Annotated in this window: 12 protein-coding genes; 3 read left to right on the top strand and 9 right to left on the bottom strand. The window is 68.5% G+C overall.

Annotated elements, in window-relative coordinates; all coding sequences use genetic code 11:
- The first annotated feature begins 70 nt into the window (after window positions 1-70).
- Window positions 71-1,516, top strand: coding sequence for a GMC family oxidoreductase (locus AC069I_RS38520; RefSeq protein ID WP_478267553.1), 1,446 nt, complete (start codon window positions 71-73; stop codon window positions 1,514-1,516).
- Here the strand turns inward: AC069I_RS38520 and AC069I_RS38515 are convergent.
- From AC069I_RS38515 to AC069I_RS38505, 3 genes are all read right to left on the bottom strand, one after another.
- A complete protein-coding gene (locus AC069I_RS38515) occupies window positions 1,500-2,423 on the bottom strand; it encodes an alpha/beta hydrolase (RefSeq protein ID WP_478230400.1) in 924 nt (307 codons plus the stop codon). The genes AC069I_RS38520 and AC069I_RS38515 overlap by 17 nt on opposite strands.
- Window positions 2,420-3,379, bottom strand: a complete 960-nt coding sequence (locus AC069I_RS38510; RefSeq protein ID WP_478267552.1) for an aldo/keto reductase — start codon at window positions 3,377-3,379, stop codon at window positions 2,420-2,422. Before AC069I_RS38510 ends, AC069I_RS38515 begins: the two co-directional genes overlap by 4 nt.
- A gap of 127 nt (window positions 3,380-3,506) precedes the next feature.
- Window positions 3,507-4,610: a zinc-binding dehydrogenase gene (locus AC069I_RS38505; RefSeq protein WP_478230402.1), complete on the bottom strand. Its 1,104-nt coding sequence runs from the start codon at window positions 4,608-4,610 to the stop codon at window positions 3,507-3,509.
- A gap of 50 nt (window positions 4,611-4,660) precedes the next feature.
- Between AC069I_RS38505 and AC069I_RS38500 the strand changes: the two genes are divergently transcribed.
- On the top strand, window positions 4,661-6,040 hold the full coding sequence (locus AC069I_RS38500; protein ID WP_478267551.1) for an amidohydrolase: 1,380 nt from the start codon (window positions 4,661-4,663) through the stop codon (window positions 6,038-6,040).
- On the opposite strand, the gene AC069I_RS38495 is transcribed toward AC069I_RS38500, so the two are convergent.
- Complete coding sequence (locus tag AC069I_RS38495) at window positions 5,957-6,673, bottom strand: SDR family NAD(P)-dependent oxidoreductase (RefSeq protein ID WP_125678827.1); 717 nt, start codon at window positions 6,671-6,673, stop codon at window positions 5,957-5,959. The two genes, AC069I_RS38500 and AC069I_RS38495, sit on opposite strands and share 84 nt — an antisense overlap.
- A gap of 69 nt (window positions 6,674-6,742) precedes the next feature.
- Between AC069I_RS38495 and AC069I_RS38490 the strand changes: the two genes are divergently transcribed.
- Entirely contained in the window at window positions 6,743-7,684 is a 942-nt protein-coding gene (locus AC069I_RS38490; RefSeq protein WP_478267550.1) for an aldo/keto reductase, read from the top strand.
- A 313-nt stretch (window positions 7,685-7,997) separates the two neighbouring features.
- On the opposite strand, the gene AC069I_RS38485 is transcribed toward AC069I_RS38490, so the two are convergent.
- The 5 genes from AC069I_RS38485 to AC069I_RS38465 all read right to left on the bottom strand — a co-directional run bounded on the left by AC069I_RS38485 (window position 7,998) and on the right by AC069I_RS38465 (window position 13,922).
- Entirely contained in the window at window positions 7,998-8,651 is a 654-nt protein-coding gene (locus AC069I_RS38485; RefSeq protein ID WP_478267563.1) for an alpha/beta fold hydrolase, read from the bottom strand.
- A gap of 75 nt (window positions 8,652-8,726) precedes the next feature.
- Window positions 8,727-9,647, bottom strand: a complete 921-nt coding sequence (locus AC069I_RS38480) for an ABC transporter permease (protein WP_478230405.1) — start codon at window positions 9,645-9,647, stop codon at window positions 8,727-8,729.
- Window positions 9,644-10,588, bottom strand: coding sequence for an ABC transporter permease (locus tag AC069I_RS38475; RefSeq protein ID WP_073842625.1), 945 nt, complete (start codon window positions 10,586-10,588; stop codon window positions 9,644-9,646). Before AC069I_RS38475 ends, AC069I_RS38480 begins: the two co-directional genes overlap by 4 nt.
- Window positions 10,585-12,165: an ABC transporter substrate-binding protein gene (locus tag AC069I_RS38470; RefSeq protein ID WP_478267549.1), complete on the bottom strand. Its 1,581-nt coding sequence runs from the start codon at window positions 12,163-12,165 to the stop codon at window positions 10,585-10,587. The genes AC069I_RS38475 and AC069I_RS38470 overlap by 4 nt, the downstream gene beginning before the upstream one ends.
- Window positions 12,162-13,922, bottom strand: coding sequence for a dipeptide ABC transporter ATP-binding protein (locus AC069I_RS38465; protein WP_478235822.1), 1,761 nt, complete (start codon window positions 13,920-13,922; stop codon window positions 12,162-12,164). Before AC069I_RS38465 ends, AC069I_RS38470 begins: the two co-directional genes overlap by 4 nt.
- Window positions 13,923-13,989 lie beyond the last annotated feature (67 nt).

The following is a 13,989-nucleotide window of genomic DNA, read 5'->3' as shown; positions in this document are numbered from 1 at the left end:
CAGGGCATGCCGATTGTCTGCCAGCGAAACGAATCCGCCGGACGTCGTCGCGCCTTGCGAGGGTGGGGACATGGACGTCATCGTGGTGGGAGCGGGTTCGGCCGGTTCGGTGGTCGCCAGGAGACTGGCCGATTCCGGGGCGTGGGTCACCCTGCTCGAAGCGGGCGGGCCGGACACCAATCCGGCCATTCACGACCCTTCGCGGGCCGGAGAGCTGTGGCACGGCCCGGAGGACTGGGACTACTACACCGTCCCGCAGCCGCACGCGGCGAACCGGCGGCTGCACCTGCCACGCGGCAAGGTGCTCGGCGGGTCGCATTCGCTCAACGCGATGATCTGGGTGCGCGGCGCCCCGGCCGACTACGACGGCTGGGACCTGCTGGGCTGGCGGTGGGACGACGTGCGCCCGGTGTTCGAGCGGATCGAGAAGGATCTGCTCGACGTCGTACCGAACGAGCCGTTGCATCCGATCCAGCAGTCCATTGTGGACGCGGCGGTGCAGGTCGGCCTGCCGTTCAATCCGGATTACAACGGCGACGAGCTCGACGGCGTGTCGGTGCAACGCGTCACCACGCGCGATGGCGAACGGCTCAACACCTGGCTCGCCTACGGCCGGCCCGCGGCCGAGCGGATGACCGTCCACACGGGAGCGCTCGTGCACCGGTTGCTCATCGAGGGCGACAAGGTGACCGGCGTGCTCGCCGAGGTCGACGGCGAACTGCGCAAGGTCTTCGCCGACGAGGTCGTGCTCGCCGCCGGCGCGCTGGCGTCCCCGGCGATCCTGCTGCGCAGTGGGATCGGCCCGGTCGACGAGCTGGAGGTGCACGGTATCGACGTCGTCGCGGACCTGCCGGGCGTCGGGAAGAACCTGCACGACCATCTGCTCTCGCCGGTCATCTTCGCGACCGATCGCCGTCAGGTCGATCCGCCCGCGCCCGGCCGCTCGGTCACGCAGACCCATCTGTTCTGGCGCAGCCGCCCTGGTCTGGAGGTGCCCGACACCCAGCCGATCCACTTCAGCGTGCCGATGTACGAGTCGTGGATGACCGGTCCGGAGACCGGGTTCTCGCTGATGGCGGGCATGGTCACGCCACGCAGCCGGGGCAGTCTCCGGCTTTCGGGGCCGAGCCCGCTCGACGAGCCGCTGATCGACCTGGCCGCGCTGGAGGATCCGGCCGACTTCGAGAGCCTGGTCGCGTCGGTCGAGCAGTGCCGGGAGATCGGCCACGCGTCCGCGCTGGCCGACGACTGGGGCGCCCGCGAGCTGTACCCGGGGCCGGACACCGATGTCCGCGAGTACGTCCGGCGGACCGCGATCACCTACCACCACCAGGTCGGGACCTGCCGGATGGGCACCGACGCCGACTCCGTGGTCGACCCGGAGCTCGCCGTGCACGGGATCCGCGGGCTCCGGATCGCCGACGCGTCGGTGCTGCCCCGGGTGACCACGGGCAACACCAACGCGCCGGCGGTGCTGGTCGGCGAGCAGGCCGCCCGGTTCATGCTCGGCCGATAGTGCGGCGCAGCCAGGAGGCCCGGGCGGCTAGCGCGGCCCGGGTCACCTCGCTGTCCGGGGCGATCCGGTCGAAGCCGTGGTACGCGCCCGCCCAGACATGCAGTTCGGTGGGCACGCCCGCCTGCCAGAGCCGCCGCGCGTACCCGACGTCCTCGTCGCGGAAGATCTCGGCCGCGCCGACCTCGATGAAGGCGGGCGGGAGACCGGTGAGATCGGTCGCCGTGGCCGGAACGGCGTATGGCGACGTCTGTCCATTCAGGAGGGATCGCCAGCCGAACTCGTTGGCCGCCCGGCCCCACACCCCGCGTTCGGCGAATTCCACTGTGGACGCCGAATCGTTGCGGCTGTCGATCATCGGGCACAGCAGGAGCTGACCGGCGAGCGCAGGTCCACCGCGATCCCTGGCGAGCAAGGCGATACCCGCGCTGAGCCCGCCTCCGGCGCTGCCGCCGCCCACGATCAGCCGTCCCGGGTCGAAGCCGAGTTCGCCCGCGTGCTCGACCATCCACGTCAAGCCCGCGTAGCAGTCTTCGATCGGCGCCGGATGCGGATGTTCGGGAGCGAGCCGGTAGTCCACGGTCACCGCGACGAAGCCGAACTCCTCGACCAGCGAGACCATTCTGGGCAGGTCGGCGAACCGGTCGTCCAGCACCATCCCGCCGCCGTGGATGTTGTAGAACCCCGGCGCGTCCTTGGCGTCCCTCGGCTTGACGACCGTGACGACCACGGCGGTGCCGGGGACCCGCCGGTCCTCCCAGACGAGATCCCGGTCGCCGATCGCCTCGGCGCAACTCAGGTTCCCGTCGGCCATCACCCGCCGGATCTCCGCCAGCGATTCGGCGCCCAGTGGCGGTCCGGAAGGCAGCCCGCTCAGGGCTTCGGCGAGTTCGGGATCGAAGGCCGTCACGGTCCCTCCGGATCGACGACGCCCCGGTCGGCCCAATACGGCTCGACGAGTTCGCGGAGCTGCTCCGCGCCCACGCGCTCGACGAGGTCGACGGCGCCCAGGTTGTCCTTGAGCTGCTGGGTGCTCGTCGCGCCGAAGAGCGTGGTCGTGTTGGCCGGATGGGTGAGGGTGAACGCGAGACACAGCTGAGCGGGTGTCGCGTCCAGCCCGGCCGCGATCTTCGCCAGTTCCGGGGCGGAGGCGGCGATGCGCTCGCGGATGTCGCCGGGGTCGCGGCCGACCTGGCGCGCTCCGCTGTTCTTGCCCAGCAGGATCCCGCCTTCGAAGATATCCGACGACTGGAGCGTGACCCCGATTTCGCCGAAGACCTTCTTGAAGGGATCACCGTCCGGAATGGACCGTCGTGCGACGCTGTACTTCAGCTGCGCGATCGCGGGACCGGGCACGTTCTTGGCCGCGGCGAAATCGTGCAGGGCCTGGATCGTGCCGGCGGACCAGTTGTTGACGCCCCACTGCCGGATGAGCCCGGCCTCGCGGAGCTCGTTCAGATCCAGCACCAACCGGTGCAGATCGGTGTCGTCGCGACGGAGATCGCCCAGCACCACCAGATCGGCGTGCTCGACGCCCGCGCGGAACAGCGCGTTGTCCAGCTGGCCACGGAGGTTGTGCTCCGGATAGCCCTCCAGCCAGAGCTTGGCCGAGAACAGGTAGTCCTCCCGGCGGATCCCGGCCGCGCGGACCATGGCGGAGAACAGCACGTCGGTGAAAACCGGTGCGGCGCCGGGGAAACCGTAGACACCGACGTCGAAGAGCGTGATCCCGGAATCGACCGCGGTGCGGACCAGGTTGACCGCCTCGCGAAAGTCCATCCGGTCGTAGGTGTGCCAGGAACCGAGCGAGAGCACGCCGGTGAGCGGGCCGTCGCGGCCGATCCGGCGCTGGGGGATGACGGACATGGGTTCTCCTAGGGCTGGGGTGGCGGAGCTGGGGTGTGTTCGGGAAACCGGCGTACGCGTGAACCCGCCCCGGCCGAAGGCCCCGCCCTGCCGACGTCGATCGCGGTCGCGGGTTCACGGGCGGAAATCACGGCAGGCGGGGGTCGATGACGGCTTTGAGTTCACCGAGCCGCGACATCGACTCGACACTCTGCGAAGCTTGGGAAAGACCGACGGGCGCGCTGAAGAGTTCGTCCCACGGCAGCCGATCGGCGAACGTGCGGAAGAAGTCCACCGAGCCGTGGTAGTCGGCGATGTCGCCGTTGAGCGACCCGACGACCGTGAGTTCTTTGCCCATCACAGTGCCCAGCGCCACGGGAGAGGGCGCGGGACCGGTGGAGCCGACGATCGCGATGGTCCCGCGCTGGGCGGCGAAGGCGACGGCCTCTTCGCCGATGGTCGGCCCGCCGGCGAAGTCGAAGACGTGGTCGGCGCCCCGGCCGCCGGTGAGTTCCTTGACTCGCTCGACGCGGTCTTCGGCGCTGCCGTCGACCGGGATCGTCGCTGTGGCCCCGAAACGCTCGGCGATCTTCAGCCGATCGGCGGGACCGCCGATGGTAATCACGTCGCCCGCGCCGGAGATCCGCGCGACCGCGGTGGCGAACACGCCCAGTGCGCCCGCGCCCTGGACCACGACGGTCGCCCCCGGACGGATCCCGCCCGATCGCGAGACGGCTCGCAGCACGGTTTTGCCCGCGCAGCCCGACATCGAGGCCCAAGTGTCCTTGACGTCGCCGGGCAGGAGAAGCTTCGCCGCGCCGGGAGTCACGTAGCAGTACCGCACGAGCCCGCCGGTGGCGTACGGGAAGACGTCGGAACGCTGGAGGAACCCGTATCCGCGTCTATCGCACGCGACCGGTTCACGCAAGATCGTGCAGCCGTAACACTTTCCACAGGTCGACTCGGACCAGCCGATGCGGTCGCCCTCGGTGATCTCGCGGCCGAGCGTGTCGGTGGTCCCCGGTCCGACGGCCACCACCTCGCCGACCATTTCGTGGCCCAGCACCATCGGGAGCATGCCGGGGAAGGTCATCTGGCCGGACCAGAGGTGCACGTCGGTGCCGCACAGGGTGGTGCAGGTGATCCGGACCAGCGCGGCGCCCGGTTCCGGCTCCCCGGGCAGCGGTAGTTCCCGCAAGGTGAGCGCGGAGCCGTGTTCGGTGAGCACCGCCGCTTCGGTTCTGTTGACCATCTTTTTAGTCTACAGTCGTAGGAGAAAAAGTCCAGATCCTGGAGGAAACCATGCCGTCGCACCGTATTCGTCCCGCTTCACTCGTGGTTCGCGGCGGTCCTGTGCTCACCTTCGACCCGGCCGGCACCGTCGTGCGGGCGATGGCCGTGCGTGACGGCCGGATCGTCGCCCTCGGCGATGTCGCGCTGGACCACATCGGCCCGGAGACCGAGGTGATCGACCTGGCGGGGAGAACGGTCCTCCCCGGTATCAACGATTCCCATCTGCATGCGACCTGGCTCGGTGCGCGGTGGCCGGACACGCTCATCGGCGGCGCCGGATTCGCTGGTGGAGAAGAGAAAACGGTGCGTTCCGCGGTCGAACGGCGAGCCGCCATCCTGCGTGCGGGTGACCTGTGCGCGTCGCTGGGCATCACGAGCTACACCGAACCCGGCCTGGGGCCCGGCGAGACCGGGTGTTTCAGCGCCGAGGTGCTGGAGGAGTACGCGACGCTGGCCGATGACGGGCTCCTGCGCGCGAGGGTGACCGCGCTGAGGTTGTTCGGACTGCTCGACGGCGCCAGTTCGCTGGCGAACTTCCGGCGCGGGCTGGCGGTTCCGGCGCCGGCCGCGAATCCGTTGTGGCTCAACGTGCCCGGCGTGAAGATCTTCGCCGACGGAATTCCGCCGATGCGCTCCGCGTGGACGCATCACTGCTACGCGGACGGTTCGCACGGAGCGCTGCTCGTCGACGGCGACGACGATCCTGGCCGTGCGGGCAATCTGACCGCGATGATCCGTCTCGCCCACGACGCCGGGATGACGGTGGCCGTGCACGCCACGGGGGACCGCAGCATCGAGGCCGCGCTCGGCTCGCTTCGCCGTGGCGACCACCTGGTGCACGGCGATCTGGTGACGGTGGATCAGCTCGCGCGAATGGCTTCGGCGGGCGTCGGCCTGACCACGCAGCCCGCTATCGCGGTGGCCATGCGGGGAATGCTGACGGACGCACTCGGTGCCGAGGTCGGTGCTCGTGCCTGGCCATTGGCGGAAATGCTGGCCTCGGGGGTCCCGCTGACCTTGAGCAGCGACGCGCCGGTGGTGACCCCCGATTGGCGGGTGCACATCGCGGCGGCCGCCCGGATGCTGGAAGCGTCCGAAGTGGACGCCGGGCTGATGGCCCGGTTACTGCGCTGCTACACGGTCGCGGCCGCCGAGCAGGACGGTGCGGCGGATTGGAAGGGATCGCTGACCGTGGGCCGCGTCGCGGACTTCTGTGTGCTGGAGGCGAACCCGCTTGAGGTCGGATTCGCGGACCTGCCGGACGTCGGTGTCGAACTCACCGTGTCCGGCGGCCGCGTCGTGTACTCAGGTGAGCAGCTGCCCGCCGTCGACCTGGAGGCTCACCCCGGTGAGATGGCCGGCGTCGGCGGAGGCGAGGAACAGGACTGACGGCACCACGTCGGCGACGGAAGCGATGGTTCCCAGGGGAATCCTCGCTTCCCATGCCGCGCGGGCAGCGGTGTCCGAAGCGAACCCGGCGGTCATCGGAGTGAGTACCGGGCCGGGCGCGACGGCGTTGACGCGGATGCCGTGCGGTGCCAGTTCGAGCGCGGCCGAGCGGGTGAGGGCCTCGACGGCTGCCTTGGTGGCCTCGTAGTGGCCGAGTCCCGGGGTCGGCTGCCGGGCGCCGATGGAGGTGATGTTCACGATGGCGCCCCGGGTACCCGCTTCCAGCATGTGCGCGCCGACCGCGCGCGTCATCAGGAAGGTGCCGCGGAAGTTCACCCGCATGCAGAGGTCGAAGACGCCGATGTCCAAGCCCACCAACGGCCCGCCGCCCCCGGCGAGGCCGGCGTTGTTGACCAGGACCTCCACCGGGCCGAACCGATCGGTGACCAGCGCCAGCGCGGCGTCGACCGATCCGGGGTCGGAGATGTCGAGTTCGACGTGCTCCGCGCCGAGTTCTCCGGCCAGGTCGTGCGCGGCGCGGACATCGACGTCGGCGATGACCACGCGGTCACCCGCGGACTGGAAGGCTTCGGCGACTCCGCGGCCGATGCCACTGGCACCGCCGGTCACCACAACAAGTCTCTTGTTCATTCTACAATCGTAGACTAAAACTGGTTTCCGTTACCAGCGAAAGGAAATCTCGTGGACGAGAAGCAGAACGGACTCGGCTTCGCCACTTCGGCGCTGAGCCTGGGATCCTGGAACACCTGGGACCGCATGGATTTCGACGACGCGGTGCGCCTGCTCCGGTACGCGATCGACTCCGGGATCACGCTCTTCGACGTGGCTCACTACAACATGGGGCCGCATTCCGAGCAATCGCGCACGGACCTCCTCTTCGGCGAGGCCGTCCGTGCCGCCGGTATCAAGCGCGACGAGTATCAGCTGTGCGGGAAACTCTGGCTCTGGGACTACCCGAACACCGGTTTCGCCGAGCAGCTCGCGACCTCGTTCGACCGTGTCGGCGTCGAGCGTGCGGAGGCCGTCGTGGTCGGCGACTATTTCGAGCGCCCGGACATCCCGCGGATCGTCACCGAGGTGGCCGAACAGATCCGGCTCGGCCGCTTCGACGTCTGGGGCGTGAACAACTGGCAGGCCGCGGACCTCGACCGGGCACTGGACTTCGCTTCCCGCGAAGGGCTTCCGGCACCGCGGTTCGCTCAGCTGAAGTACAGCGTCGTGCGGCGTTCGATGGCGGAAGGTCCTTTCTACGGCGCGCATTTCGAGGCGGGACGGTTGACGTTGCAGGCGTCCGACGTGTTCGAGGGTGGCGTGCTGCTCGGCAAGACTCCGTCGCGGAAGATCGGCGCCGACCCGGGCGGGATCCGCGAGTCGATCCGTGCCGCCGCCACGCGCGTCGCCGCTGTTGCCGGGGACTTCGGGGTGAGTCCTTCGCAGCTGGCTCTCGCGTTCTGCCTCGCGTACACGCCGGTGGCGAACGTGCTGTTCGGCGTGAGCCGGATGGCTCAGCTGGAGGACAACCTGAGCGCTGTCGCGCTGGCTGCTTCCCGGGGTGCTGAGGTGCGGGCGGCCCTGGAGGATCTCTGGCTGGACCGCTCGGTCGCCGCCGATGGGACCTTCTGAACGCCTTTCGCGGCTGCGATGAAGGACGCTTTCATGGCAAAATTTGCTATGAAAGCGTCCTTCATCGCAGCAGTGAGAGCACCGGACCCGAACCTCGGTGGCGTGAGCCGGGCGAGAGCGCCATGAAAGGTCCTTTCCTTGCAAAATTTGCAAGGAAAGGACCTTTCATGGCGTCGGTCGAGCCTCGGGAAGCGTTGCGAAGGTGGGTTCCGCAACGCTTCCGGAGCCGCCTTCCGGATGTCAGGAAAGGGTCGTTCAGGACAAAAGATGTCCTACACGACCCTTTCCTGACACACGCGGAGAGCGGGAGACCTCAGCCCAGGAATTCCAGCACGGCCGCCTTGAACTCCGGGCTCCTCAGCGCCCCACCGTGGTCCCCGGGTACCCGCACCAGCGAGGATCCCGGCACCAGCTCCACCAACGTCTCGATGCCTTGGCTCACCGGATCCTCCACGCCCGCCACAAAGCGGGTAGGCACGGAGACAGCACCGGAAACCGGCGCGAAAGGCTCCGCCCGCAGGTCTTCGACGCACCGCGCGAGCGCGGCCGGATTCCGCCCCGGCGCGGTGATCATCTGAGCGATCATCCCCGTCAGCGGATCCGACGGAGCCTTGCCACCACCGGCGAAAGCCAGCGCGGCCGCGACATCGACGGCGCCGAAGGGCTCGAAAGGGCTCACGCCGGCTAACACGAGCCGCCGGACGGGAGCCTGTGCGGGCAGTTCCCAGGCCAGCCGCGCGCCCAGTGAATAGCCGACAACGTCCACTTCGGACAGTCCTGCGAGCAGCCGGGTGAGTTCCGAAGTGATCGCGACGGCACCCAGCGATCCCGAGGGGGCCGGGCTGGAGCCGTGCGCGGGAAGGTCGGGTATGAGCACCTCGTGTCCCGCGGCGGTGAGCGCGGCCGGCCACCCGGTGGTGATCCAGTCGGTGTGCCCGTCGGAGGCGAATCCGTGCACCAGCAGCACAGGCGGTCCCGAGACGATTTCGGGAGCGAATCGGCGCACGGCCAGGGAAGTAGTGGCAGACAACGGGATCCTTTCTCAGCTGCCGGAGGGGCGGCGGGTGCGCAGGCGCTGCATTTCGCTCAACGTCCGCGCCCGGGCGTCGACGGCGATCCGCAGCGACGAGCCGATGAGGTTCAGCAGGAACACGCACACCATGATCGTCACGCCGGGGACGATCACCAGCCAGGGCGCCTGCACCAGGTACGACCGCCCTTCGGCGATCATGTTGCCCCAGGTCGGGGTCGGGGGAGCGATACCGAGACCGAGGAAACTCATCGCCCCGTCCACGAGCATGGCCGCCGCGGACAGGATCACGACCTGGACCAGCGCGAGCGGCAGCACGTTCGGGAACACGTGCACGACGAGGATCTTCCACCGGCTCATCCCCGAAACCCGGGCGGCGCCGATGTAGGCGCGACCGGCGATGCCGAGCACCCGGCTGCGGATGACCCTGGCGGTGAACGGCGTGAAGATCACGGTCAGCGCGATCAGCTCGGTCCAGATGCTCGCGCCGAGCGAGATCGCCAGCGCCATCGCGAGGATGATCGCCGGGAACGACATCCAGGCGTCCATCACTCGCATCAGCACCGCGTCGACGGCGCGGAAGAACCCGCTGATCAGCCCGATCACCAGGCCGGTGAAGGCCGCGCACAGGGTGATCAGGGCGGACAGCCCGAGCGACGCACGGCCGCCGGAGACCAGCCGGGCGAGCACGTCACGGCCGAACGAGTCCGTGCCGAGCGGATGCGCGGCCGACGGCGGCAGCAGCCGGTTGACCGGGTCGGTCGCGCTGACGCTCGGCAGGAAGAACGGCAGCACGATCACGGTCAGCACGATCACCGCCAGCACCGCCGTGGTGATCACCAGCATCCGGTTGCGCCGGAACACCTTGGCCGCTCGGCCGGGCGACGGCTTCTCGCGCACCGGCGACGTCTTTTCCACAAGAGCCACGCTCACGAGACACGCACCTTCGGGTCGAGCAGCGCGTACGAGAGGTCCACCAGCAGGTTGACCAGCACGAACAGCACCGCGACGAACAGCGTCACACCCTGGATCAGCGGGAAGTCGCGGGTCGACACCGCGCCCATCAGCAGATGGCCCAGCCCCGGCACGACGAAGATGGACTCGATGATCACGATCCCGCCGACCAGCATGGCGAAGTTGCTGCCCAGCTGGGTGATCAGCGGCATCAGCGCGTTCGGCAGGACGTGCTTGGTCATGACCTGCCGCTCCGACAGCCCCTTCACCCGAGCGGTGCGCAGATACGCCAGTGGCAGCTCCCCGAGCAGGCTTTCGCGCAGGGTGAGCACGAACAACGCGGTCTGCCCGATGACCAGCACGGTCAGCGGCAGCACCAGTGCCGGCACGGCCGTCGCCGGGTCGGTGAACAGGTTCTCGTAGCCGCTGGAAGGGAACCAGCGCAGCGTCACCGAGAACACGAGCACGAGCATCAGCGAGATCCAGAAGTCCGGCATCGCCATCCCGAGCGCGGAGAGCCGGTCCAGCGCCCGTGCCACCGGATTGCGCGGCGACACCGCCTGCCACGAGGTGATCGCGACCGAGAGGAAGAAGCTGATCACCGTCGACAACACGGCCAGAGTCAGCGTCGGCAAGATGTGGTCGGCGACCACGCCGAGCACCGGCGCGTGGTAGGTGATCGACGTGCCGAAGTCGCCGTGCAGCACGTTCCCGGCCCAGCTGAAGTACTGCTCCCAGAGTGTCCCGTTCAGCCCCATGCTCTCCCGCAGGGCGTCCACATCGGACGGTCGCGCGGTCGGGCCGAGGATGGCCTGCGCCGGGTCACCGGGGATCAACCGGATGACGAAGAACATCATCGTCCCGACGATCACCAGGATGATCACCAGATCGCGCAGCCTGCGCAGCAGCAGACCGGTCATGACGCCAGCCAGGTGTTCCAGAAGACCCGGTAGAAGTCGCCGTAGCCCTTGAGCTTGGGGGAGTAGGCCGCGTACAGCTTCGACTGGCTCAGGGTGATCACCGACAGTTGCTTCCAGGTGAACGCCTGAAGCTTGTCCACCACCGCTTTCGCCTGCTCGAGTGTCGTCGAGGCGTTGAACTCGGCCATGAGGCCGTCCAGTTCGGGCGAAGACGAACCGTTCAGCGTGCCCAGGGTGAGCGCGGGCATCTGCGCGGGCGAGGTCAGTGCCGAGTCGAAGAACAGCGTGGTGATGTCCCAGCCACCCGGTTCCTTCGTCAGCGTGCCGAGCATGGTGGCGAAGTCGAAGGTGTCGATCTTGGTGTTGATGCCGATCTTCGACAGGCTGTCCTGGATCAGCACGGCCCACTTGCCGAACTCCGGATACGAGTTGGTGGTGACGATCCGGATCGTGGCGCCGGCGGTGATGCCGACCTCGGCCAGCAGCCGCTTTGCCTTCTCCGGGTCGTGGGCCTTGTAGACCTCTTCACCCGCGGTGGAGTAGAACTGCTTGTTGTCCGGCGAGGCGAAGGCGCCGGTCTCGATGGTGAGGTCCTTGCTGCCGCCGGTGGCCGCGTTGATCGCGGGCTTGTCGAGCAGCAGGTTCAGCGCCTCGCGGGCGCGGGGATCGGCGAACTTCGAACCGGTGTTGAAGTTCGGGATCACGACGTTGTCGTTGCCGCCGGGCAGGTTGTGCACGACAACGGCAGGGTTGTTGCGCAGCGGCTCGTATTGGTCGTTCGTGGGCATGATGTGGTCCCACTGGCCGGTCTGGAGGCCGTTGATCAGCGCGTCCTGGTCGGAGACCACCTTGTAGGTCACGGTGTCCAGGTACGCGTGCTTGGCGCCCGCCTGCCCACCCCAGTCCTCTTCGGACCGGGACTTGTAGCCGGAGTAGCGCTCCAGCACCAGTTCGCGGCCGATGTCCCAGCTCTTCAGCTTGTACGGCCCGGTCCCGATCGCCTTGTCCTGGGCGAAACCGGTCGGTGCGACACCGGTGAGGTTTTTCGCCTCGTAGATCTCCGTGCCCGCGCCGGCGAGTTCGTTGATCAGCGGGTAACGCGGCTTCTTGAGCTTGATGGTCACCGTCGCCGGATCGGTCGGCGTGATCGCTTCGATGTCCGGCGTGACCAGCTGGCCGGTGCGGTGCACCTGCTGCCACCGCTTCAGGCTCGCCACGACATCCTCGGACGTCAGCGGGTTGCCGTCGTGGAAGGTGACGCCCTGGCGCAGTTTGAAGGTGTAGGTGAGCCGGTCCGGGCTGGTGGTGTAGTCCTCGACCAGCATGGGCCGGGCGGTGAAGCCCTTGTCCACCTCGAACAGCTTCTCGTACATCATGTTGCCGATATGCGCGGTCACCTGGCCGGGATTCGCGACCATGTCGAGGGACTGCGGATCGGTGGGCACGGCGACGTTCAGGTTGCCGCCGGGCTTCGGCGGCCCGTCGGCGGCCCCACCACCCGCCTGGCTTCCCATGCACGAGCTGAGCAGCAGGACGGTCGCCAGGCCGAGCGTGGCCTTGGTCAGGGTTCGTCTCATGGGTTCCGCACTCCAGTGTGGGGGTGGGCGGGCAGTTCGGGATTCGCCGCGAGGAGACGGCGGGTGTACTCGTGCCGGGCGTGGAGCCGGATCTCGTCCGGTTCGCCGATTTCGATCAGTTCGCCCCGGTACATCACGCCGACGCGGTCGGCGACCGACAGCACCAGGCTGAGGTTGTGCGTGATGAACAGGAAGCTGAGCGCGCGGGTGCGCCCCAGTTCCAGTAGCAGGTTCATCACCTGGCCCTGCACCGAGACGTCGAGCGCGGAGGTGGGCTCGTCGGCGACGATGAGGTCGGGTTCGGCCGCGATCGCGCGCGCGATGGAGACGCGCTGCCGCTGCCCGCCGGAGAGCTGCGAGGGCAGCTTCTTCGCGGTGCCGGAGGGGAGACCGACCTCGTCGATCAGTTCCGTGACGCGGCGGTCGAGTTCGGCACCGCGGAGTCCGGTGAGTTCCCGCAGTGGTTCGGCGATGATCCGGGCGGCGGTGTGCCGGGGATCGAGCGAGCTCTGCGGGTCCTGGAAGATGAGCTGCGCACGGCGGCGGAACGCGCGCTCGTCGCCGTCGAGCCCGGACGGCGTGCATCGGTGCTCTCCGAAGGCGATGGTGCCCGACGTCGGTGGCTCCAGCGCGCTCACCAGACGGCCGAGCGTGGTCTTTCCCGAACCGGATTCCCCGACCAGGCCGAAGAACTCGCCGGCCGCGATCTCCAGCGAGACGTCCTTGACCGCGTGCACCTCGGGTTCGCGGCTCAGCGAGAACCGGCCGCGCCGTCCGTACACTTTGGACACCGAATCGATGACGAGCGCGGTGCCCTCGCCGGTGTCTCCGGTTTTCGCGCGGCTCAACGACCTGGTTTCGGTCGCGACCGCTGATTCGCCGTTCATCGCGGCTTCGAGCAGGGCTTCGGAGATGGTGGGGAAGCCGTCGCGCCTGCTGACCCCGAGTTGCGGAACGCAGTCGAGCAACGCCTTGGTGTAGGGATGCTTCGGCGAATGCAGAATGTCCTCGGTGGACCCGAGTTCGACGAGCTCGCCGCGGTACATCACCGCGATCCGGTCCGCCACCTGCGCGGCCACGCCCATGTCGTGCGTGATGAAGACGCACGCCGTGCCGTGGTCGCGGCGGACCCGGTCGAACAGGGTGAGGATCTCCGCCTGCGTGGTGACGTCCAGCGCGGTGGTCGGCTCGTCGGCGATCAGCAGGCTCGGATCGGCCATCAGCGCCAGCGCGATCATCACGCGTTGCTGCATGCCGCCCGACATCTGGTGCGGGTACAGGGAAAGCACCCGGTCGGTGTCGGCGAGGCCGACCTCTTTCAGCAGGCCGCGAGCCTTCGCCTCGGCCTCGCGGTGCAACGGCGTACCCTTGCGCGCGGCTTGGCGCGGAAGGGAGCCTGGCTTCCGATAGGCCTCGATCAGCTGCTTGCCGACGCGCTGACTCGGGTTGAGTGAATCCAGTGCCTCCTGGAAGATCATGCCGATCCGCGGGCCGCGGTACGCGCGCATCTCGTCGGCGGAGAGCCGCGTGACGTCCACGCCGTCGACGGCGATCTCACCGCGGGTGAACACCGGCGCGACGAATTCCAGCAACCGGATGATCGACAAGGCCGTCACCGTTTTACCGCTGCCGGATTCACCGACCACGCAGAGTGTCCGGCCTTGGTCGAGGTCGAACGAAAGTTCGCGCACCAGTTCGCGTTCGGTTTCGTCGGCGATGACGCCGACGGTGAGTTCTCGTAATTCGAGCAGGGTCATGAATCCCCTTTCCCGAGCCCGCCCGAAGCGGACCGCACTGCCGGGGAACGGGCCTCCGGCGGGGGTA

It is taken from the genome of Amycolatopsis sp. NPDC043885 (assembly GCF_056435685.1).
The sequence above is the reverse complement of the archived record's forward strand: the minus strand, read 5'-3'. Positions and strand labels throughout refer to the sequence as shown.

Coding starts and splice junctions, on each gene's coding strand:
- AC069I_RS38520 (WP_478267553.1), top strand. CDS start 71: ATGGACGTCATCGTGGTGGGAGCGGGTTCGGCCGGTTCGGTGGTCGCC.
- AC069I_RS38510 (WP_478267552.1), bottom strand. CDS start 3,379: ATGTCCGTCATCCCCCAGCGCCGGATCGGCCGCGACGGCCCGCTCACC.
- AC069I_RS38505 (WP_478230402.1), bottom strand. CDS start 4,610: ATGGTCAACAGAACCGAAGCGGCGGTGCTCACCGAACACGGCTCCGCG.
- AC069I_RS38500 (WP_478267551.1), top strand. CDS start 4,661: ATGCCGTCGCACCGTATTCGTCCCGCTTCACTCGTGGTTCGCGGCGGT.
- AC069I_RS38475 (WP_073842625.1), bottom strand. CDS start 10,588: ATGACCGGTCTGCTGCTGCGCAGGCTGCGCGATCTGGTGATCATCCTG.
- AC069I_RS38470 (WP_478267549.1), bottom strand. CDS start 12,165: ATGAGACGAACCCTGACCAAGGCCACGCTCGGCCTGGCGACCGTCCTG.
- AC069I_RS38465 (WP_478235822.1), bottom strand. CDS start 13,922: ATGACCCTGCTCGAATTACGAGAACTCACCGTCGGCGTCATCGCCGAC.